This window comes from Burkholderia sp. AU45388 (assembly GCF_030481585.1).
Taxonomy (GTDB): domain Bacteria; phylum Pseudomonadota; class Gammaproteobacteria; order Burkholderiales; family Burkholderiaceae; genus Burkholderia; species Burkholderia sola.
Genome location: NZ_JAUJPV010000017.1, coordinates 104,106 through 123,542, shown reverse-complemented (window position 1 = coordinate 123,542; position 19,437 = coordinate 104,106). Strand labels below are relative to the sequence as shown.

Below are 19,437 nucleotides of genomic sequence, written 5' to 3'. Positions count from 1 at the left end.
GAAGGCGGCGGCGCCCGTCGCACGCGATCGTCTGCCGTGCGCGCCGGCTACCGCATCACGGTTCCCGCGCTGTCGAGCACGAAGTCGACGCAGAACACGACGATCCGGCTCTGCGCGCGGATCGCGACGGCGGCCGTGTAGCAGTCGCGGCCCTCGGTCAGCGAGAAGTGCGGGCCCATCAGCGCGACGCGCCCTGGGGCGGCGATCGCGCGCTGGAAATACGGGCGCCGCGACCAGTTGCTGTGGGTCTCAGGGAATAGCGGCGCGAGACGGGTCACGCTTGCCTGGCTGTCGTCGGGCGGTGCGCCGATCGACGGCAGGAACTGTTCGCCGGTCTCGTCCGTGACGAACACGCGACGCGCGGCCGGCACCGTGAACACGCGTTGCGCGGCGTCCTGCAGGTTGCCGCTCGCCGAAAACGCGGCCGCGCCGCCGAGCACGAGCCGTTCGATCGCGTCGAAGCCCGGCTGCTCGGCGGCCACCGGTGTGTGTCGGCGGGCGATGAAGCGCCGCCACGCGGCGTCGAGCATCGCGGGCGCCGCCGCGCTCGCGTGCGCGATCGATGCGTCGGGCTGGCCGAACTGGAAACCCTGCACGAAATCGATGTCGGCTTCCATCAGCGCCTGCAGCGCGTCGTCGCTTTCGACGCCTTCGGCCAGCACCATCGCGCCGGCCTGGTGCAGCATCGACACGAGGTGATGCATGATGCGGCGATCGTCGGCCGAGCCGGTCGAACGCTCGACGAGCGAGCGGTCGAGCTTCACGATGTCGGGACGTGCCCGCCACACGCGGTCGAAGTTCGAGAAGCCGGTGCCGAAATCGTCGATCGCGATCAGGAAATCGCGATGCTGGATCATGTCGATCGTGCGGGCGAGCGCGGCTTCGTCGCGCGCCGGCTGCTCGACCACTTCCAGCACGATGCGGTTCGGCGGCAGTGCGAAATGCCGGCACAGCGACTCGACGAACTCGCGCTGCACGAGGCCGGTGTCGAGCACGCGCGGCGTCACGTTCAGGAACAGCCAGCCGTCGCCGATGCCTTGCGTGACGAAATTGGCGGTGTGCAGGCAGCGCGCGAGCCGGTCGAGCAGCAGCGCGTCGGCGTCGCCGCGCGTCTTGTCGAACAGGGCGGTGGGCGACGCCAGCGCACCGTTTCCGTCGACGACGCGCAGCAGCGCCTCGTAGCCGACGACGCGCTTGTGCGTGATCGACAGCACGGGCTGGAACACGCTGCGCAATGTCGTGGTGCGATAGGTGGCGAGCCAGCCGTGGGGTGTCGGCGTGAGGCGTTCGAGCAGGGCGTCGAGCGACAGGTCGCGAGCGGGCTTCATGTCAACGGTGCCCGGCAGCGGGCGGCGGGGCGCCGACGCCCCGCCACGCCGATGCAGCCGCATGCGCAGGCGGGCGCGAAAGAACGTGGGGCATCGAAACGCCTTCTGCGGATAAGTTTTCCGAGTGTAACGGGATTGCCTCGGCGCGCGTATCAGGGTAACTCCAGACGCAAACGGTACACAGCGATTCCGGCCCGTCCGCGGCGGCAGGGCGACCGGCGCCGCGTGCATGCATACGGTGCATGACCGTCGCGAAACGAAGTGCGTGACGGCGACAGATAACCATTCCGCGTCAGCGCGGCGTCATGACCGTGCGTTGCTGCCGCCCGATGCGCGGGCCGATACGGGAAATTCCGGCGGCCGGCGGCCGCCGTCGGACGAATGAAACGAATACCCTCGCGCCGCGCTGCGCTGCGCCGCGCCGCGCCGCGATCTGCCGCGCGACGGGCGGCGGTTCGTGCGCGCCCGGCGCGCCGATCGTCAGGCCGCCTCGCCGCCGCGCGGTCGGACGCCGGGAATCCGCTTGATCACGCCGGTTGCGAGCGCGGTGCCGACGAGCACGATCGCGCAGCCTTCGATCATCACGGCCGACACGTGTTCGCCGAGGAACAGCGCGCCCCAGAGCAGCCCGAACACGGGGATCACGAACGTCACGGTAATCGCGCGGGCGGGCCCGACGTGCGCGATCAGATAGAAGAAGATGAAATACGCGATGCCGGTGCATGCGACGCCGAGCGCGAGCACCGCGCCCCATGCGTGCACGCCGACCGGCGCGGCCGGCCACGTCGCGATCGCGAACGGCAGCAGCAGCACGGTCGAGCCGATCATGCTGCCGGCTGCGTTGACGAGCGGATCGACGCCGCTGAGCTTGCGCTTCGTATAGTTGGCCGCGATGCCGTACAGCAGCGTCGCGCCGAGGGCGGCCGCCGCGGCGAGCGCGGTCGCGCTGGCGCCCGTGTCGCCGTGCGCGTTCGCGACCTGGTTCCACACGAGCGTGAGCACGCCGGCAAACCCGATGACGAGGCCGAACGCGCGCGGCAGCGACAGCTTGTCCTTCAGCCACAGGTAAGCGACGAGCGCGCCCCACAGCGGCGTCGTCGCGTTGATCACCGACGTCACGCCGGCCGACAGCGTCAGCTCGGCGAACGCGAACAGGCAGAACGGGATGCCCGAATTCAGCGCGCCGACGACGAACAGCGGCCACGCGTGACGGCGCAGCCGGGCGCCGAGATCGGCGGGTTTGAAGCGCGTCAGCGCGAAGCCCGCGAGAAACAGCGCGCCGATGCCCACGCGCAGCGCCATCAGCGGGGCGACGCCGAAATCGACCACGCCGACGCGGATGAACAGGAAGGATGCGCCCCACAGGGCAGCGAGTACGGTCAGCAGGAAAGCGTTTTTGGGTGACATCGATCGGCGAGGGTGGGGACGGGATGCGAGGAATCTTACACCGCGTTACCACCCCGTCGTTTCATGATCGGATGAAACGACAAGAAACGGCGATTCCGGCCGTTTGCCGCCGGGCGGCGGCCGGACGAGCGCGTGCGGCGCGGCCGGTCGGATCAGTGATGACGCCAGCCGCCGCGTCCGCCGAAGCCGAAATTGAGCGACACCGCCGGGCCCCAATAACCGCCCCATGCCGGCGCATACGCAGGCGCCGGATAGTAATAGGTGGGAGCGGGATCGACATACACGGGCGCGGGCTGTACCGGCACCGGCGCAGCCGCGTAGTAGCCGTACGGGTAGTAGCAGCCGGCAAGGGTCGTGCAGGCAAGCGCCGCGGCGACGAAGGTCCTGTTCATGATGTGTCTCCGGCGGAGCCGGCTATCGGCAGATGCTTCAAGCTTAGGCCGAGTCCCGATGACACGGTATGAAAAACGGTAACCGATCATTTCCGGGCGCTCCGGGCGCAGCGGCCGCGCCGGTTGCGGCACCACAGACGAAAACGGCGCTTCCGCACCGCGGAAACGCCGTTGGACCGTTCGGTCCGCAGTTGGGCGACGACGCCCAACCGGCCGATGTCGGCTGGCTTACTTGCCGACCTGGTTACCGATGATGCCGCCGGCCGCCGCGCCGCCCAGCGTCGACAGCGCATTGCCGCCGATCGCCGCGCCGGCGACGCCGCCGACACCCGCACCGATTGCCGTATCGCGCTGGCGTCGCGACATCGAATCGCAAGCCGACAGGCTGGCCACTGTCGCGACGAGGAGAGCGCATACCCCAAAACGCCGAATCGAGTTCATGATCGTTGTCCTTGTGGTAGTGAACGGAAGGCGCGCGACCGGCTGGCGGCCACGCATGCAATCAATCTACGCGCGGCCCCGCGCTGCTGCTGTAAGGACTTGTTAAGGCTCGCGCGGTTTCGTAATCAATTGTTTCGCATGCGCCGGCAGGCACGCGGCATGCGCAAAAAAGCCCGCTCGAAAGCGGGCTGCGTGCATCGCCAGGCGAGCCGGCGCGGCCCGCTGCGTGTGCTTACTGACGGTGGTAGATCTCGGCGCCGGTCTTCACGAACTCGACCGCCTTGACCTCCATCCCTTTCTTCAGCGCCTCGGTTTCCGACACGCCCTGCTGCGCGGCGAACTCGCGCACGTCCTGCGTGATCTTCATCGAGCAGAAATGCGGGCCGCACATCGAGCAGAAGTGCGCGACCTTCGCCGAATCCTTCGGCAGCGTCTCGTCGTGGAATTCGCGCGCCTTGTCCGGATCGAGGCCGATGTTGAACTGATCCTCCCAGCGGAACTCGAAGCGCGCCTTCGACAGCGCGTTGTCGCGCACCTGTGCGCCCGGGTGACCCTTGGCGAGGTCGGCGGCGTGCGCGGCGAGCTTGTACGTGATGATCCCTTCCTTCACGTCGTCCTTGTTCGGCAAGCCGAGGTGTTCCTTCGGCGTCACGTAGCACAGCATCGCGGTGCCGAACCAGCCGATCATCGCGGCGCCGATGCCCGACGTGATGTGGTCGTAGCCCGGTGCGATGTCGGTGGTCAGCGGCCCGAGCGTGTAGAACGGCGCTTCCTTGCACCAGTCGAGCTGGAGATCCATGTTCTCCTTGATCAACTGCATCGGCACGTGGCCGGGGCCTTCGATCATCACCTGGACGTCGTGCTTCCATGCGATCTGCGTGAGTTCGCCGAGCGTCTTCAGTTCGCCGAGCTGCGCTTCGTCGTTCGCGTCGTAGATCGAGCCGGGACGCAGGCCGTCGCCGAGCGAGAAGCTCACGTCGTACGCCTTCATGATCTCGCAAATCTCTTCGAAGTGTTCGTACAGGAAGCTTTCCTTGTGATGCGCGAGGCACCACTTCGCCATGATCGAGCCGCCGCGCGACACGATGCCCGTCATCCGGTTCGCGGTGAGCGGCACGTACTGCAGGCGCACGCCCGCGTGGATCGTGAAGTAGTCGACGCCTTGCTCGGCCTGCTCGATCAGCGTGTCGCGGAAGATTTCCCAGGTCAGGTCCTCGGCCTTGCCGTTGACCTTTTCGAGCGCCTGGTAGATCGGCACCGTGCCGATCGGCACCGGGCTGTTGCGGATGATCCACTCGCGGGTTTCATGGATGTGCTTGCCGGTCGACAGGTCCATCACCGTGTCGCCGCCCCAGCGGATCGCCCACGTCATCTTGTCGACTTCCTCGCCGATCGACGACGTGACGGCCGAGTTGCCGATGTTCGCGTTGATCTTCACGAGGAAGTTGCGGCCGATGATCATCGGCTCGGATTCCGGGTGATTGATGTTGGCGGGGATGATCGCGCGGCCGCGGGCGACTTCGTCGCGCACGAATTCCGGCGTGATCTCCGCCAGCGCGTTCGCGCCGAAGGCCGCGGCGCCGAACGCCTGGCCCGGGTGCTGGCGGCCCATCATCGCGGCGAGCTTCGCGCCGTTCGGGCCGCTCGACTTCAGGCTCTCGATGTACTCGGCGCGGCGCTGGTTCTCGCGAATCGCGATGTATTCCATTTCCGGCGTGATGATGCCCTGACGCGCGTAGTGCATCTGCGTGACGTTCTTGCCGGCCTGCGCGCGGCGCGGATTGCGGTGCAGGCCGGGGAAACGCAGCTCGGCCGTGGCCGGGTCGGCCGCGCGCTCGAGGCCGTACCGGCTCGACAGGCCGGGGAGCACTTCGGTGTCGCCGCGCGCTTCGATCCAGCGCTGGCGCAGCGCGGGCAGGCCCGCGCGGATGTCGATCTTCGCGTCCGGATCGGTATAGGGGCCCGACGTGTCGTACACGTAGATCGGCGGATTCTTCTCGCCGCCGAAGCCGGTCGGGGTGTCGGCCTGCGTGATTTCACGCATCGGCACGCGGATGTCGGGCTGCGAGCCGGTTACATAGACCTTTCGCGAATTGGGCAGCGGCGCGACGGCGGCGGCGTCGACGTGGGCGTCGGCAGACAGAAACTTCGGATTGGCGTTCATGCAATCTCCTGTGCGGGCGCCGGACAGGCGCTTCGGCGCTTGCCCGGAGCCCTTGACGAATGTGGGGCTCGAGCTAAGCAGGAGACGAGGCTTGGTGAGGCGGCGGATTTCGTCAGAAGGATGGCCGCGAAATCCGTACGCTTCCCTGCGCTGGCATTATCCAGATCAGGTTCAAAGGGTATTTCTCACCCGCAATGCCGGTTGTTTGACCGAACGCATTGCAGGACCCCCGCGTTAGCAAGGGCACACGATACACCGGCTTGGCGGTGGTTTCAACCGGGTGCGAAGCCGATGCCGGCGGGCGGCGGGCCGTTCGCGGCCGGCGAACGCAGCAGGGTGCGCCGCAGCAATCCCGACTGCCGAACGGCGTCCCGGCCGGGCCGGATCGCGCCAGGCGGTGCGGCATTCGCGTCTTCATTTTCAGCGCCTAGAATTTTTTTGGGCATCGCTGTCATTTCCGGCGGCGTGCTCCGTCTATTCGGCTCCTAAACCCATGTAGTGGAGAGATGTCATGAAAAACGTATTCCTCGCCGCCTGTGTCGCCGCACTTGCCACGATCGCGACGGGCGTCCATGCGCAGAACGATGCGATGTCGAAGGACGGCATGTCGATGTCGAAGGACGCGATGGGCCACGACGCGATGGCCAAGGACGATGCGATGGCCAAGGACGGCGCGATGAAGAAGGACGGCATGAAGAAGCATGCGATGAAGAAGGATGCGATGGGCCATGACGCGATGAAGAAGGGCGACGCGATGAAGAAGGACGCCATGAGCCCGTCGAACTGACGAATGCGGGCGGGGTGCGGCCGGCCGCTCGTCGGCGCGCGTCGCATCCCGTCGCATCATCCCCGGAGTCATCATCATGCAAACGGTTCCTGTCACCGACCGCACGAGCGCGCCGCCGCCCGCGCCGACGATCCATCCGCGGTGGGTGCGCGCGAGCCACTGGCTCAACGCGCTCGCGGCGATCCTGATGGCGTTGTCCGGCTGGCGCATCTACGACGCGTCGCCGATCTATCCGTCGTTCACGTTCGCGCACGGCATCACGCTCGGCGGCTGGCTCGGCGGCGCGCTGCAATGGCATTTCGCGGCGATGTGGCTGCTGGTCGGCAACGGCCTGTTCTATCTCGCGATGTCGATCGCGACGGGGCGCTTCGCGCGCAAGCTGCTGCCCGTGACGCCCGCGTCGGTGTGGCGCGACGTGCGCGCCGCGCTCGGCGGGCGGCTGTCGCACGACGACCTGAGCGTCTACAACGCGGTGCAGCGGGCCGCATACCTGACCGCGATCGTCGATCTCGTCTTATTGGTGCTGTCCGGGCTCACGATCTGGAAATCGGTGCAATTCCCGCTGCTGCGCGAGCTGTTCGGCGGCTACGATAACGCCCGCATCGTGCACTTCTGGGCGATGGCGCTGCTGGTCGCATTCGTTGCCGTCCACGTCGCGATGGCGTTGCTGGTGCCGCGCTCGCTGCTCGCGATGCTGCGTGGCCGCTGACCCGCTTCGCGGGCGAAGGAAATCATCATGTCGGAATCCGAAAAACCCCGCGGCGAGCCGCGTTGGACGCTGGACCGGAAGTCGCTCGAGCTCGACGTGCGCCGCGAACTCGAGATGCCGTCGCGACGGCTGTTCAACCGGCGCGTGCTGACGCTCGGCGGCCTGGCGATGCTGACCGGCTGCACGCTGCAGGACGACGCGTCGGTCAACACGTTCCTCGAGAAAGTGTCGCGCATGAACGATCGCGTGCAGGCGTGGCTGTTCAACCCGAACCAGCTCGCGCCGACCTACACCGAAGCCGACATCACGCGGCCGTTTCCGTTCAATGCGTACTACGGGATCGACGAAGTGCGGCACGTCGACGAGTCGACCTACCGCCTCGTGTTGTCCGGCCGTGTCACCGGCAAGCGCGTGTGGACGCTCGACGAGCTTCGCGCGCTGCCGCACGCGGAACAGATCACGCGGCATATCTGCGTGGAAGGGTGGAGTGCGATCGGCCGCTGGGGCGGCACGCCGTTCGGCGCATTCCTCGCGCGCGCCGGCGCCGACACGCAGGCGAAATACGTCGGCTTCAAGTGCGCGGACGATTACTACGAAAGCATCGACATGCCGACCGCGCTGCATCCGCAGACGCTGCTCGCACTCGAGTACGACGGCCGCCAACTGCCGCCCGAGTACGGCTTCCCGATGAAGCTGCGGATGCCGACCAAGCTTGGCTACAAGAACCCGAAGCACATCATGGAAATCTTCGTGACCGATACGTTCCCAGGCGGCTACTGGGTCGATCAGGGCTACAACTGGTTCGGCGGATCGTGAGCGATGCGCGCGGCGTGCGCCCGCGTCACGCGGATTCGCGCACCTGCAGGTCGACGCGCAGGCCGACTGCCGCGGCCATGTTCACGAGCGCGTCGAGCCCGAACAGGTTGATCTTGCCGCGCAGCAGGTCGGACACGCGCGGCTGCGTGACGCCCAGCTGCTTCGCGGCTTCGGCCTGACTCAGTTCGAGCCGCGCGATGCGCTGCTTGAGCGCGATCATCAATTCGGAGCGCAGCTTCATGTTCGCGGCCTCCGCCGGCTCGCTTTCGATTGCGTCCCAGACGTTCGCGTAACGTTCATTGGTCATCGTTTCAACTCCATCATCAGCGACCGGTAGCGGCGGGCGGCGAGGTCGATATCGGTCTTGTTCGTGCGCGACGATTGCTTGCGGAAGCAGTGCAGCACATAGACGGCTTCGGCGAACGTCGCGACGTAGACGATCCGGAATGCGCCGCTCGCATCGCGCAGGCGAATTTCCCGCACGCCGATGCCGATGGTGCGCATCGGTTTCCAGTCGTCGGGCGCGAGGCCGCGCTGCACCTGGTCGATCTGGTGGCCGGCTTCGCGCCGTGCGGGTAGCGGAAAGCCGCGTAGATCGGCCAGCGCGGTGCCGACGAAAACGACCGGCTTCGGTGGCAGTATATCTGAGTTATACAAAATTTTGTATGGACGATGTGCGTGTCGGAAAACGGCTGCACACGGTGGCGCGCGGGCATGCCGTCCGTCACGATAGCCGCGACGCGAAGCGCCGGCGCACCTGACTGGTCGTCCGGCCGATGCTGGATCGACGGCTGCGAATGGCGACGCAGGGCGGCTCGTCGACACGCCGGCCATTCGCGCATCGCGTGTCCGGCCCCGCATTTCGCCCGTCCCGCGCACGAAAAAATGTCGCGCCGAAACATCAGTCGATATCTTTCAGACAGGTCCGACGATGCTTTCGAATCCTTGATGCCATAATGCCGAGCGTGTGCAACCGCGCGGTTGCACACGTTTTTTTGCCCCGTTTTTGCCCTTTTGCCGCCGCTTGCCGGTTCTTTTTCGTCGCCGTTCGCACTGTCATGTCGTTCCGCACGTTCGCTCTGCCTTCCCGGTCCCGCGTGGACCGTTTGCCGGCATCGCCGGCGTCTTTCAGCGGGGCACGCGGCGTGACGCGCGGGCGGGCTGCACGATGACGCCGCTCGACCGCCTCCTCGATTTCCTCGCCCGCATTTCGTTCCGGATCCGCCTGCCGCAAAGCCGCGGCGGCCGCGTGGCGCTCGCGCTCGCCTTCATCTATTTCGTCTGGGGTTCGACCTACAGCGGGCTGCATTTCGCGCTGCAGTCGTTCCCGCCGCTGCTGCTGTCGGGGCTGCGCAACCTGCTCGGCGGGATCGGCCTGTTCATCTTCGCGCTGCGGCGCAAGCCCGAGTGGCCGACGCTGCTGGAAATCCGCAACTCGGCGATCGTCGGCACGATGCTCGTCGCGTTGTCGTCCGGCACGATCGCGCTCGGCATGCGCACGGTCAGCAGCGGTTCGGCCGCGGTGATGGTGGCCACGGTGCCGCTGTTCGCGACCGTGATCGCGGCGGTCGCCGGGCGGCCGGTGACGAAGGGCGAATGGGCAGCCGTCGCGCTCGGGATGGTCGGTATCGTCGTGCTGAATTCGGGCGGCTCGGCCGCCTCGAACTCGGCGCTCGGCACGATCTGCGTGCTGGCCGGCGCGCTGTTCTGGGCGGGCGGCGCGCATCTCGCGACGCGGCTCAAGCTGCCGTCCGACCTGTTCCTGTCGACGTCGCTGCAGATCGGCCTCGGCGGCCTGATGTCGACGATCGTCGCGTGGCTGCTCGGCGAACGCGTCGAACAGCTGGCCGTCGGGCCCGTGTTCGCGTTCGTGTACCTGATGGTGTTCTGCACGATGGCCGCGTACGTCGCGTACGGCTACCTGATTCGCCACACGAGCCCGATCATCGCGAGCAGCTGCATGTACGTAAACCCGATCGTCGCGGTCGCGCTCGGCGCGCTGCTGCTGGGCGAACCGGTGACGATGGCGACCGTGGTCGCGACCGTCGCGATTCTCGGCAGCGTCGGGTTGTCGTTCGTGTTCGATCCGGCGCGCCGGCCCGCGGCCGCCACCGCGGCTGCCAGTGCGCCGGTCGTGGCGGCCGAGCAGGCGGTGACGGCGGACGCTTCGCCTGTCGCCGAGCCGATCGCCACGCCGGATGCGGCGCCCATCCTCGCGCCTTCGGCCGTCCCGCTCGCGGTGCCGACGCCCGCGGCGGTGATGGATCCCGCCGCGGTGATCGACCCGGCCCCGGCGTTCGCGCCGCCGCCCGCCGCCGCCGAGCCGGTCGTCTCGCGCACCGACGCGTGACGCCGCGGCAGCAGCCGGCCGCGTTCAGCCGCGCCGGCCGCCGCGGTGGTGGGACCAGCCGGCGAGCGCGGTAAACAGCAGCCCGGCCGCGCACATGCCGGTCCAGCCGAATGCGCGCCATGCGGCGACGCCGGCCGACGAGCCGAGCGCGCCGCCGATGAAATAGCACACCATGTACACCGTGTTCACGCGGCTGCGCGCCTCCGGCTTCAGCGCATAGATGCGCGACTGGTTCGAGATCTGCGCGGCCTGCACGCCCACGTCGAGCACGATCACGCCGATCACGAGCCCGACGAGGCTCGAACCCGACAGCGCGAAGATCACGAACGACAGCGCGAGCAGCGCGATCGCGAGCGAGATGACTGCGCGCGGCCCGCGCGTGTCCGCGGAGCGGCCCGCATACGGTGCGGCGAGCGCGCCGGCGGCCCCGACGATCCCGAACAGGCCGGCTGCCTGCGGGCCGAGATGGAACGGCGCGCCGGCGAGCAGCAGCGTGAGCACCGGCCAGAATGCGCTGAACGCGGCGAACAGCGCGGCGCCCGTCAGCGACGCCTCGCGCAGTCCGCGCAGTTCGGCGGCCAGATGCCACATGGAGCCAAGCAGCTTGCCGTACGACAGCGTCGACGTCGGCGAGCTGCGCGGCAGCCGCAGCACGATCACGACGGCGAGCGCGACGAGCGCCGCGACCGAGGCGGCGAACACCGCGCGCCAGCCGAAATACTCGGCGACGAAGCCGGCGGCGGTACGCGCGAGCAGGATGCCGAGCAGCAGGCCGCTCATCACGGTGCCGACCGCGTGGCCGCGTTCGGCCGGCGGCGCGATTTCGGCGGCGAACGGCACGGCCTGCTGCGCGATGGTCGCGAGGATGCCGATCGCGAGGCTCGCGGCCACGAGTACGACGAGCGACGGCGCGGCGGCCGCCGCGATCAGCGCGATCGACAGCCCGGCGATCTGCAGCAGGATCAATCCGCGGCGATCGAAGCGGTCGCCGAGCGGCGCGAGCAGGAACATGCCGGCTGCATAGCCGAGCTGCGTCGCGGTCGGTACCGCGCCGATCCATGACGCGCCGTCCGGAAACGACGAGCGGAAGCTGTCGAGCAGCGGCTGGTTGTAGTAGATGTTCGCGACCGATACGCCCGCGATCGTCGCGAGCAGCAACAGCAGGCTGCGCGAATAGTGGGGCGAGGGGGCGTCGGTCGGACGGTCGGTGGAGGCGGTGGACATGGCGGCGGCAACGGAGTGGGCGGCGCGGCAGGCGGCGCACGCGTCGGGTGCGCAGTCAGGCCGGGCGCCGGTCGAGGCTGCCGATCATACCGGAGCGACGCGAATCCTGCCGGCGGCATAACCGGTATAACCGGCACAACCGGCCGGCCGCCGCCCGTCGCGGCACGCGCTTCGCGTCGTCAGTCGACCAGCTCGCCCGTCGGCTCGTAGAACGGATACGGTCCGGCGCCTTCGTCCACATAGACGTGATGCGACATCATCCCCGTATCGGGCGCATGACGATGGACCGCGAACGCCGGCGGTTCGAGCCGGAACGCGGACGGCCCATCGACTCGCAAGTCGAATGCGACCTGGTGCGCGGGCGACGGCACCGCGCACGCGAGCGTACCGCCGAAGCGCGTGAACATCGTGCGGTGCACGTGACCGCACAGCACGCGCTCGACGTTCGGATGGCCGCGCAACAGCGCATCGAGTTTCGCGGCGGCGGCGGGCGCGAGACGCAGCTTGTCCATGTGCCCGATGCCGGACGCGAACGGCGGGTGATGCAGCGCGACGATCACCGGCCGGTCGCGCGCGGCGTCGAGCTGCGCGGCGAGCCACGCGAGCCGGGCGTCGCACAGGTCGCCGTGGCTCGCGCCCGGCACCTGCGAATCGAGCGCAAGCACGCGTACCGCACCGACGTCGAGCGCGTACTGCACGAATTCGCCGTCCTGCAGCTCGGCGCGATCGGCGAACGCGCGGCGCAAACCGGCGCGGTCGTCGTGATTGCCGATCATCAGGTAATACGGAATCTCGAGCGCATCGAGCAGCCCGCGCAGGTTGCCGTACTCTTCGTCGTGGCCGAAGTCGGTCAGGTCGCCGGTGACGAGCACGGCGTCGGGGCGCGGCACGAGTGCGTTCAGTTTCTCGACGCAGCGCGCGAGCGCGGCCGCCGTGTCGACGCGGCGGTACGCGAGCTGGCCCGGCCGCTTGATGTGGAGATCGCTGATTTGAGCAAGCAGCATCGTCGTTCCTCGGAATCGTCTGGTTGTTGTCGCGGCGGCGTGCGCCGCGTGGGGGCTGCCTGGATGATGCCCGATCGACGGCTTACGCGCCGAGCGCGATCAGGCCTTCCGGCGCGATCGTGAGGCCGACCGCCGTGCCGCGCGCGAGCGCGATGCGGCCCGGCACGTCGATCACGAGCGCGTCCGGCGCCGCATGCTCGATCGTGAGCCGCGTGCGTTCGCCGAGGAACGCGCACGCGCCGACCGCACCGCGCAGCGGCGCATGCGCGGGATCGGCGAGCTGCGCATCCTCGGGGCGGAAGAACCATTCGTCGGCCGCATGCGGCGTGACGATCGCGCCGCCCGTCGTCTCGAGCGCGCCGTCGCGCCATTGGCCCGCGAGCCGGTTCAGCGTGCCGATGAACTGCGCGACCGTGCGGTTCGCGGGCTGGTAGTAGATCTCGCGCGGCGTGCCGATCTGTTCGATGCGGCCCGCGCCCATCACGACGATCCGGTCGCCGAGCTCCATCGCTTCGGCCTGGTCGTGCGTCACGTAGACGGTCGTCACGCCGAGCTCGCGCAGCAGCGCGTTCATGTCGCGGCGCAGCACGTCGCGCAGCTTCGCGTCGAGCGCGGTCAGCGGTTCGTCGAGCAGCAGCACGCGCGGCCGCACCGCGAGCGCGCGCGCCAGCGCGACGCGCTGCCGCTGGCCGCCCGACAGTTGATCGACCGGTTTGTCCGCATGCGCGTCGAGCCGCATCATCGCGAGCAGTTCGTCGACGCGTTCGCGCAATGCACGCGGCTCGGTCTTGCGGATCTTCAGCCCGTAGCCGACGTTGCCGCGCACCGTCAGGTTCGGAAACAGCGCGTAGTTCTGGAACACCATGCCGACTTGCCGGCGCTCGATCGGCAGTGCGGTGACGTCGTCGTCGCCGAACGCGATCGTGCCGCCGGCGTCCGGCGTGTCGAGGCCCGCGATCAGGCGCAGCGTGGTGGTCTTGCCGCAGCCGGACGGCCCGAGCAGCACGAGCGTTTCGCCGGCGCCGATCGACAGGTCGAGCGGTTCGAGCACGCGTGTGCCGCGGAACGTCTTCGCGCAGCCGGTCAGGGTGATGGGAGTGGAATCGAGTTTCATGTCTGCAAGAAAATTCAGCGCGGGCGCTTCTTCAGCGCGCGCGTACCGGACGGATCGACGCCGAGCCACTGCATCGCGACGAGCAGCGGCAGCGTCATCAGCAGGAACAGGATCGTGTACGCGCTGCCGACTTCGAGGCGCAGCGATGCGTACGTATCGGCGAGCCCGACCGGCAGCGTCTTGGTGTCGGGCGTATGCAGCATCCACGTGAGGTTGAACTCGCCGATCGACAGCGTGAGCACCGCGAGCGCCCCGGCGACGATCCCCGGCCGCAGGTTCGGCAGCACGATCGTGACGAAGCGCGTGACGAACGACGCACCGAGGCTCGCCGCGCCTTCCTCGATCGTGCGCAGGTCGGCGCCGGCAGCAACCGCCGCGACCGCGCGCACCATGAACGGCAGCGTGAACACGACGTGGCCGACGACGATGAACCACAGGCTCATCCGGAACGCGGTGAAGCCGCCGTATACGACCAGCAGCGCGAGCGCCGAAGCCAGACCCGGCAGCGCGACCGGCAGCACGAGCGCTTCCTCGATCGCACGCGCGAGGCGGCTCTTGCTGCGCGCGAGCGCATAGCCGGCCGGCACGCCGACCGCGAGCACGATCGCGAGCGTCGCGAACGCGACGTAGAGCGACAGCGCGACCGAGCCGTGATACTGCTGCCACACCTGTTCGAGCCAGCGCAGCGTGAGGCCGCTCGACAGGCCGCGGAAATAGTTGACGGTCAGCCCCGCGAGCACCGACATCACGACGGGTACGATCAGGAACGCGCCCAGCAGCAGCGTGACGCCCCATTGCAGCGCGGCGATCGCACGTGCGCCGGTGACGCGCGGCGCATGCCGGGCGGCGCGTGTCGCGTGCAGGGGAGCCGGAGCGGGCGCCGGCGACGGCGCGGAAGAGCCGGAAAGCGATTGCATGCGTAAATCCTCAGGCCGCGGCGGCGGCGGTGTGACCGGTGAAGCGGCGCGCGAGCGCGAGCACGGCCCAGGTGACGATGCCGAGCACGATCGACAGGCCGGCTGCCGTCGCGATATTCGCGTTCAGCGTGAATTCGGTATAGATCGTCATCGGCAGCACGTTCAGATCGGTGGCGAGCGTAAACGCGGTGCCGAACGCGCCCATCGCGGTCGCGAAGCAGATCGCGCCGGCCGCGATCAGGCCGGGCGCAAGCGCGGGCAACACGATGTCGACGAAGATGCGCCACGGCGACGCGCCGAGCGAACGCGCGGCTTCCTCGAGCGACGCGTCGAGCTTCGACGCGGCCGCGATCACGGTGACGATCACGCGCGGAATCGAGAAGTACAGGTAGCCGATGAACAGGCCGGCCACCGAATACGCGAACACGAACTTGTCGCCGGTGAGCTTCGTCGACAGCATGCCGATCAGCCCCTGGCGCCCGGCAAGCATGATCACCATGAAGCCGACGACGACGCCCGGGAACGCGAGCGGAAACGTGAGCAGCGCGAGCAGCACGCGCTTGCCGGCGAATTCGCGGCGCGCGAGCAGCAGGCCCGAGATCGTCGACAGCGCGAGCGTCGCGAGCGTGACGCCCGCGGACAACGCGACCGTCTCGCCGAGGCTCTTCATGTAGCGCGCGTTGCCGAGCAGCGCCGCGTAGTGCGAGAAGAAGGCGCCGTCGGCGGACACCTGCACGAGCGACGCCATCGGCAGCAGCCAGAACGCGGCGAATACCGCCAGCGCCGGCGCGACGAGCGCGACGCGCCAGCGCAGCGGAAAAGTCAGGTCGAGCATCGGTTGCGTCCCGCGGCTTACTGCATGATCTGCAGGTACTGCTGGCCGAACGCCTGCTGGCCGGCCGCCATCTTGCCGAAGTCGACCGCCTTCGCCCGCGCGTATTCGCTCGCCGGCAGGAACTTCGCGGCGACGTCCGCGCCAAGCGCCTGCGCGCGCACCGGGCGCAGGTAGGCGTTGGCCCACAGCTTCTGGCCTTCGTCCGACAGCACGAAGTCGAGCACCTTCTTGCCGTTCGCGTCGTGCGGCGCGCCCTTCACGAGGCTCATCACGTACGGCACCGCGATCGTGCCTTCCTTCGGGATCACGAACTCGACGTTCGCGTTGTCCTTGTACTTCGCGCGATACGCATCGAAGTCGTAGTCGAGCAGGATCGGAATCTCGCCGGACAGCACGCGGGCATAGGCCGTCTGCTTCGGCACGATCGGCGCATTCGCCTTCAGCTTGCGGAACCAGTCGAGCCCAGGCTTGAAGTTGTCGAGGCTGCCGCCGAGCGCCTGGTTGACGGCGACCGCGCCCGCGTAGCCGACGAACGCGCTCGACGGATCGAGATAGCCGACCATGCCCTTGTATTCGGGCTTCAGCAGGTCGGCCCACGAACGCGGCACCGGCTTGCCGTCGAGCGCGTCCTTGTTCACGAAGAAGCCGAGCGTGCCCGAGTGGATCGCGAACCAGTAGCCTTGCGGGTCCTTCAGATTCGCGGGGATGTCGTTCCAGTGCGCGGGCTTGTACGGCGCGATCACGCCCTTGTCCTTCGCCTGGAACGCCGACGACACGCCGAGGTAGACGACGTCGGCCACCGGGCTCTTCTGCTCGGCGATCAGCTGCGCGATCGCCTGGCCCGAGTTCTTGTTGTCGGACGGCACGCGGATGCCGGTCTTCTGCTTGATCGCGGCGATCTGCGCGGCCCAGTCGGCCCATTCGGGCGGGCAGTTGTAGCAGATCGCCGTTTCGTCGGCGTGGGCGGCGGGGGCGCCGGCGACGAGCGCGGCGAGGGCGAGCGGCGCGGCAAGCGCGCGCAGCAGCGAGGTCAGGCGAAAGGACACGGTGAATCTCCGGGCGAGTAGGTGTGGCGCTGGGGTTATGGGGTATGTGTGACCGCGCGGCGCGTGCGTTCGGCGTTCAGGCCTTGCGCAGTTGCAGGTCGGTGGCCGGTGGCGCGATCGTCGCGCCGTCGCGCACCGTGTGCGGCAGGATCGTCGACGTGCGCTCGATCGCCGCGCCGCCGATGCATTCGACGAGACGCTGCCACGCGTGGCGGCCGATGTCGCGGTTCGGCGTCGCGACGCTCGCGAGCGGCGGCGCGAGCAGCTCGCCGATCGCGATTCCGTCGAAGCCGAGCACCGACAGATCGTCGGGAATCGAGAAACCGGCGCGGCGCAGGCCGCGCATCACGACCATCGCGAGCAGGTCGTTGCTGCAGAAGAGGGCGGTCGGGCGCGTGGCGTGCGCGGTGAGATGCGCAAGCACCGCATCGGGCAGCTCGGGCGCGTTGAAGTCGACTTCGACGGGCGGCAGCGGCGCCACGCCGGCTTCATCGAGCGCCTGCGCATAACCGAGATGACGCTGGCGTGCGCGATCCGACGCGGCGAGCGAACCGGCCAGCATCAGCACGCGGCGATGGCCGTGCGCGGTCAGTCGTTGCACGCCGTCATACGCGGCGCGGCGGTTGTCGACCGACACCGACGGGCGGCGTCGGGGGTCGTTGTGCATCAGCACGTAGTGCGGGCCGTCGTGGTCGAGCATGTCGAGCAGCGGGTGCGTGTCCGCATCGGCGACGGTGAGGATCAGCCCTTCGACGCGCTGCTCGCGCAGCGTCTCGATCGCATGACGCTCGCGCGCCGCGTCGTATTCGGTCGTCATCAGGATCAGCTTGAAACCGGCCGCGGTCGCGAGTTCGTCGATGCCTTGCAGGCAGTCGGCGAACACCGGGTTCGACAGCGTCGGCACGACGACGCCGACGAGCCGCGTGCGCTCGCCGCGCAGTTGCCGACCGAGCGGGCTCGGGCGGAACTGCAGCGCGTCGATGGCGGAGCGGATCGTCTGCAGCGTGGCGGGGCTGACGGTATGCGGCGCGTTGATCGCACGCGAAACGGTGGCGATCGAGAAGCCCGCGAGGGCGGCGACGTCCTTGATGGTCGAGGTCATGAAATCGTGCGATGTAAACGTTTTCGGCCGGGGAATTATCGAAAACGTTTGTGACTTCGCGATGACGCACGCGACGCTTGTTTCGCGAAAAGCACGATACAAACGTCAGACGGTGGGGGCGGTGGACGACGCGCGGTCGATTGTATCGGCGGCGGTCGCGGCGCGGGAGCAAGCGATGCGGTGGCGCCGGTATCGCGATGCGGCGTTGCGGAATAAGGGAGCGCATGCGCGAGCAATGGTAGAATCGCGTCCGCCCTGTTGCCGGGGTGATGAAATTGGTAAACATAGCGGACTTAAACGATTGAGTGCCCGGCCGGAAACGGTCGGTGCAGAACCCTTCAAATTCGGCGAAACCCCTGATGTGCGCATCGAGGCAACGCCGAGCCAAGCCTCGCGGCAGCCGCGAGGAAGGTGTAGAGACTAGACGGGGGGCGCCTAAGGCGCACGGGCAGTGGTTACGCCCGCGCGCGACGGTGAAGGCATAGTCCAGCGCACGAACGGCTCGCGCCCGCGACGCCGGCTTTGAAAGAAGCAGTGTGACGAAAATCCGCCGCCTTAACTGGCTTGCCGGTTCGAGTCCGGTCCCCGGCACCATCGATTGCGTCCCCGCGATTCGATTCGATTCGATTCGATTCGACGAAGGCGCAGGAAACCCGCGAGAAATCCAGCGCTCGCGGGTTTTTTATTGGGCGCACGCCCATGCAGCGGCACGCCCGCGCGGCTGGCGATGCGCGCCACTGCGCCGAAAACCGCGCCATGTGATACTGGCACGCACGTCGCACCGGACGCCTGCGTCGCCATCGGCCAACACGTCCCGGCGACCGCTTCCCTCATCGTTTGCCTCTCGCCGGACCACCCGTCATGACCGACTCGACCCATCACTATTACGAACCGTCGCAAGGCCACGGCCTGCCGCACGACCCGTTGAACGCGATCATCGGCCCGCGCCCGATCGGCTGGATTTCATCGCGCGGCAGCGACGGCACGCTGAACCTCGCGCCGTACAGCTTCTTCAACGCGTTCAACTATCGGCCGCCGATCATCGGCTTTTCGAGCACCACCGCGAAGGACAGCGTGCGCAACGTGCAGGAGACCGGCGAGTTCGTGTGGAACCTCGCGACGCGCGATCTCGCCGAGCGGATGAACCAGACCTGCGCCGCCGTGCCGTACGACGTGAACGAGTTCGAACTCGGCGGCTTGACCGCGGTGCCGTCGCGCCTCGTCGACGTGCCGCGCGTCGCGGAAAGCGGCGTGAACTTCGAGTGCAAGGTGACGGACGTGATCCGGCTGCGCGATCACCGCGGCGTCGAGACGCCGGCCACGCTGGTGCTGGGTGAGGTCGTCGCGGTCCATATCCGCCATGACCTGCTGAAGGACGGCATCTTCGACACGTTCGGCGCAGGCATCATTCTTCGCGCGGGCGGCCCGTCGGCCTATGTGCACGTGACGCCCGACAGCCGCTTCGATCTTTTTCGTCCCGACGCGTGATCGATCGCGTGCCGCAGTAGGCCGGTAAACCGGCGCACGAGCGCTCGAATCCGACGAAAGACCCCACTGAAATCCAGGATTTCGCGGGGTCTTTTGCTTCGTATCCTCACATGATCGCGACGCATACCGATGCGTCCGCTCCCGGGTGCCGATCGCTGCCGGCCCCGCGACCCCGCACCGCAGCAAACCCGTCCCGCGCCGACTCCACGCGGCGCATTCGCCCGCCGCCGCGATCGGCCATGGCAAATCTGCTCACGACGAACGAGCGGCTTGGGCATCGACGCCCGCCGCTGCCGGGCATAGATTTCCAAGG

General features: G+C 68.2%; 20 protein-coding genes and 1 riboswitch. Of the genes, 5 read left to right on the top strand and 15 right to left on the bottom strand.

The window, feature by feature from the left end:
• Positions 1–47 precede the first annotated feature (47 nt).
• From QZM72_RS24565 to QZM72_RS24540, 6 genes are all read right to left on the bottom strand, one after another.
• Positions 48–1,328: an EAL domain-containing protein gene (locus QZM72_RS24565; protein ID WP_089467056.1), complete on the bottom strand. Its 1,281-nt coding sequence runs from the start codon at positions 1,326–1,328 to the stop codon at positions 48–50.
• A gap of 480 nt (positions 1,329–1,808) precedes the next feature.
• The gene (locus QZM72_RS24560) at positions 1,809–2,735 is read right to left on the bottom strand and encodes a DMT family transporter (protein WP_089467057.1); all 927 of its coding nucleotides are present in this window, start codon (positions 2,733–2,735) and stop codon (positions 1,809–1,811) included.
• A 152-nt stretch (positions 2,736–2,887) separates the two neighbouring features.
• Entirely contained in the window at positions 2,888–3,127 is a 240-nt protein-coding gene (locus QZM72_RS24555) for a hypothetical protein (RefSeq protein ID WP_089467058.1), read from the bottom strand.
• A gap of 228 nt (positions 3,128–3,355) precedes the next feature.
• On the bottom strand, positions 3,356–3,568 hold the full coding sequence (locus QZM72_RS24550; protein ID WP_011545020.1) for a glycine zipper 2TM domain-containing protein: 213 nt from the start codon (positions 3,566–3,568) through the stop codon (positions 3,356–3,358).
• 232 nt (positions 3,569–3,800) lie between these two features.
• Complete coding sequence (gene thiC / locus QZM72_RS24545) at positions 3,801–5,732, bottom strand: phosphomethylpyrimidine synthase ThiC (protein WP_089467059.1); 1,932 nt, start codon at positions 5,730–5,732, stop codon at positions 3,801–3,803.
• Positions 5,733–5,856: 124 nt separating this feature from the next.
• A riboswitch (TPP riboswitch) is annotated at positions 5,857–5,973 on the bottom strand.
• A 31-nt stretch (positions 5,974–6,004) separates the two neighbouring features.
• Positions 6,005–6,187 carry a hypothetical protein gene (locus QZM72_RS24540; protein ID WP_144030060.1) on the bottom strand — a complete coding sequence of 61 codons (183 nt, stop codon included), beginning with the start codon at positions 6,185–6,187 and terminating at the stop codon, positions 6,005–6,007.
• Between the two features lie 56 nt (positions 6,188–6,243).
• On the opposite strand from QZM72_RS24540, the gene QZM72_RS24535 reads away from it, so the two are divergent.
• From QZM72_RS24535 to QZM72_RS24525, 3 genes are all read left to right on the top strand, one after another.
• Positions 6,244–6,519: a pentapeptide MXKDX repeat protein gene (locus QZM72_RS24535; RefSeq protein ID WP_089467060.1), complete on the top strand. Its 276-nt coding sequence runs from the start codon at positions 6,244–6,246 to the stop codon at positions 6,517–6,519.
• Positions 6,520–6,595: 76 nt separating this feature from the next.
• Entirely contained in the window at positions 6,596–7,228 is a 633-nt protein-coding gene (locus tag QZM72_RS24530; RefSeq protein ID WP_089467061.1) for a cytochrome b/b6 domain-containing protein, read from the top strand.
• A 27-nt stretch (positions 7,229–7,255) separates the two neighbouring features.
• Positions 7,256–8,044 (top strand): molybdopterin-dependent oxidoreductase, encoded by a 789-nt coding sequence (locus tag QZM72_RS24525; RefSeq protein WP_089467062.1) that lies wholly within the window; start codon positions 7,256–7,258, stop codon positions 8,042–8,044.
• 25 nt (positions 8,045–8,069) lie between these two features.
• Here the strand turns inward: QZM72_RS24525 and QZM72_RS24520 are convergent, their stop codons facing one another.
• Together QZM72_RS24520 and QZM72_RS24515 are read right to left on the bottom strand one after the other, a co-directional pair.
• Positions 8,070–8,351: a helix-turn-helix domain-containing protein gene (locus tag QZM72_RS24520; RefSeq protein WP_053526311.1), complete on the bottom strand. Its 282-nt coding sequence runs from the start codon at positions 8,349–8,351 to the stop codon at positions 8,070–8,072.
• Positions 8,348–8,701, bottom strand: coding sequence for a type II toxin-antitoxin system RelE/ParE family toxin (locus QZM72_RS24515; RefSeq protein ID WP_089467914.1), 354 nt, complete (start codon positions 8,699–8,701; stop codon positions 8,348–8,350). The genes QZM72_RS24520 and QZM72_RS24515 overlap by 4 nt, the downstream gene beginning before the upstream one ends.
• Before the next feature lie 511 nt (positions 8,702–9,212).
• On the opposite strand from QZM72_RS24515, the gene QZM72_RS24510 reads away from it, so the two are divergent.
• Positions 9,213–10,394 carry an EamA family transporter gene (locus QZM72_RS24510; protein WP_301739456.1) on the top strand — a complete coding sequence of 394 codons (1,182 nt, stop codon included), beginning with the start codon at positions 9,213–9,215 and terminating at the stop codon, positions 10,392–10,394.
• A 24-nt stretch (positions 10,395–10,418) separates the two neighbouring features.
• On the opposite strand, the gene QZM72_RS24505 is transcribed toward QZM72_RS24510, so the two are convergent.
• The 7 genes from QZM72_RS24505 to QZM72_RS24475 form a co-directional block, all read right to left on the bottom strand.
• Positions 10,419–11,618: an MFS transporter gene (locus QZM72_RS24505; RefSeq protein WP_089467064.1), complete on the bottom strand. Its 1,200-nt coding sequence runs from the start codon at positions 11,616–11,618 to the stop codon at positions 10,419–10,421.
• Positions 11,619–11,797: 179 nt separating this feature from the next.
• Positions 11,798–12,622 carry a phosphodiesterase gene (locus QZM72_RS24500; RefSeq protein ID WP_089467065.1) on the bottom strand — a complete coding sequence of 275 codons (825 nt, stop codon included), beginning with the start codon at positions 12,620–12,622 and terminating at the stop codon, positions 11,798–11,800.
• Positions 12,623–12,704: 82 nt separating this feature from the next.
• On the bottom strand, positions 12,705–13,736 hold the full coding sequence (locus QZM72_RS24495; protein ID WP_069617061.1) for an ABC transporter ATP-binding protein: 1,032 nt from the start codon (positions 13,734–13,736) through the stop codon (positions 12,705–12,707).
• 14 nt (positions 13,737–13,750) lie between these two features.
• Positions 13,751–14,653 (bottom strand): ABC transporter permease, encoded by a 903-nt coding sequence (locus tag QZM72_RS24490; protein ID WP_301739455.1) that lies wholly within the window; start codon positions 14,651–14,653, stop codon positions 13,751–13,753.
• A 10-nt stretch (positions 14,654–14,663) separates the two neighbouring features.
• Positions 14,664–15,488 carry an ABC transporter permease gene (locus tag QZM72_RS24485; RefSeq protein ID WP_301739454.1) on the bottom strand — a complete coding sequence of 275 codons (825 nt, stop codon included), beginning with the start codon at positions 15,486–15,488 and terminating at the stop codon, positions 14,664–14,666.
• Positions 15,489–15,505: 17 nt separating this feature from the next.
• Positions 15,506–16,534 carry an ABC transporter substrate-binding protein gene (locus QZM72_RS24480; protein ID WP_089467068.1) on the bottom strand — a complete coding sequence of 343 codons (1,029 nt, stop codon included), beginning with the start codon at positions 16,532–16,534 and terminating at the stop codon, positions 15,506–15,508.
• Between the two features lie 76 nt (positions 16,535–16,610).
• Positions 16,611–17,636 (bottom strand): substrate-binding domain-containing protein, encoded by a 1,026-nt coding sequence (locus tag QZM72_RS24475; RefSeq protein ID WP_089467069.1) that lies wholly within the window; start codon positions 17,634–17,636, stop codon positions 16,611–16,613.
• An 861-nt stretch (positions 17,637–18,497) separates the two neighbouring features.
• Between QZM72_RS24475 and QZM72_RS24470 the strand changes: the two genes are divergently transcribed.
• Positions 18,498–19,124 (top strand): flavin reductase family protein, encoded by a 627-nt coding sequence (locus tag QZM72_RS24470; protein ID WP_089467089.1) that lies wholly within the window; start codon positions 18,498–18,500, stop codon positions 19,122–19,124.
• Positions 19,125–19,437 lie beyond the last annotated feature (313 nt).

What these genes read in the sequence shown, in the direction of transcription:
- QZM72_RS24550 (WP_011545020.1), bottom strand. Translation starts at nt 3,568, where the DNA reads ATGAACTCGATTCGGCGTTTTGGGGTATGCGCTCTCCTCGTCGCGACA.
- QZM72_RS24565 (WP_089467056.1), bottom strand. Translation starts at nt 1,328, where the DNA reads ATGAAGCCCGCTCGCGACCTGTCGCTCGACGCCCTGCTCGAACGCCTC.
- QZM72_RS24540 (WP_144030060.1), bottom strand. Translation starts at nt 6,187, where the DNA reads ATGACAGCGATGCCCAAAAAAATTCTAGGCGCTGAAAATGAAGACGCG.
- QZM72_RS24505 (WP_089467064.1), bottom strand. Translation starts at nt 11,618, where the DNA reads ATGTCCACCGCCTCCACCGACCGTCCGACCGACGCCCCCTCGCCCCAC.
- QZM72_RS24485 (WP_301739454.1), bottom strand. Translation starts at nt 15,488, where the DNA reads ATGCTCGACCTGACTTTTCCGCTGCGCTGGCGCGTCGCGCTCGTCGCG.
- QZM72_RS24525 (WP_089467062.1), top strand. Translation starts at nt 7,256, where the DNA reads ATGTCGGAATCCGAAAAACCCCGCGGCGAGCCGCGTTGGACGCTGGAC.
- QZM72_RS24560 (WP_089467057.1), bottom strand. Translation starts at nt 2,735, where the DNA reads ATGTCACCCAAAAACGCTTTCCTGCTGACCGTACTCGCTGCCCTGTGG.
- QZM72_RS24490 (WP_301739455.1), bottom strand. Translation starts at nt 14,653, where the DNA reads ATGCAATCGCTTTCCGGCTCTTCCGCGCCGTCGCCGGCGCCCGCTCCG.
- QZM72_RS24495 (WP_069617061.1), bottom strand. Translation starts at nt 13,736, where the DNA reads ATGAAACTCGATTCCACTCCCATCACCCTGACCGGCTGCGCGAAGACG.
- QZM72_RS24530 (WP_089467061.1), top strand. Translation starts at nt 6,596, where the DNA reads ATGCAAACGGTTCCTGTCACCGACCGCACGAGCGCGCCGCCGCCCGCG.
- QZM72_RS24500 (WP_089467065.1), bottom strand. Translation starts at nt 12,622, where the DNA reads ATGCTGCTTGCTCAAATCAGCGATCTCCACATCAAGCGGCCGGGCCAG.
- QZM72_RS24470 (WP_089467089.1), top strand. Translation starts at nt 18,498, where the DNA reads ATGACCGACTCGACCCATCACTATTACGAACCGTCGCAAGGCCACGGC.
- QZM72_RS24475 (WP_089467069.1), bottom strand. Translation starts at nt 17,636, where the DNA reads ATGACCTCGACCATCAAGGACGTCGCCGCCCTCGCGGGCTTCTCGATC.
- QZM72_RS24535 (WP_089467060.1), top strand. Translation starts at nt 6,244, where the DNA reads ATGAAAAACGTATTCCTCGCCGCCTGTGTCGCCGCACTTGCCACGATC.
- QZM72_RS24520 (WP_053526311.1), bottom strand. Translation starts at nt 8,351, where the DNA reads ATGACCAATGAACGTTACGCGAACGTCTGGGACGCAATCGAAAGCGAG.
- thiC (WP_089467059.1), bottom strand. Translation starts at nt 5,732, where the DNA reads ATGAACGCCAATCCGAAGTTTCTGTCTGCCGACGCCCACGTCGACGCC.
- QZM72_RS24510 (WP_301739456.1), top strand. Translation starts at nt 9,213, where the DNA reads ATGACGCCGCTCGACCGCCTCCTCGATTTCCTCGCCCGCATTTCGTTC.
- QZM72_RS24555 (WP_089467058.1), bottom strand. Translation starts at nt 3,127, where the DNA reads ATGAACAGGACCTTCGTCGCCGCGGCGCTTGCCTGCACGACCCTTGCC.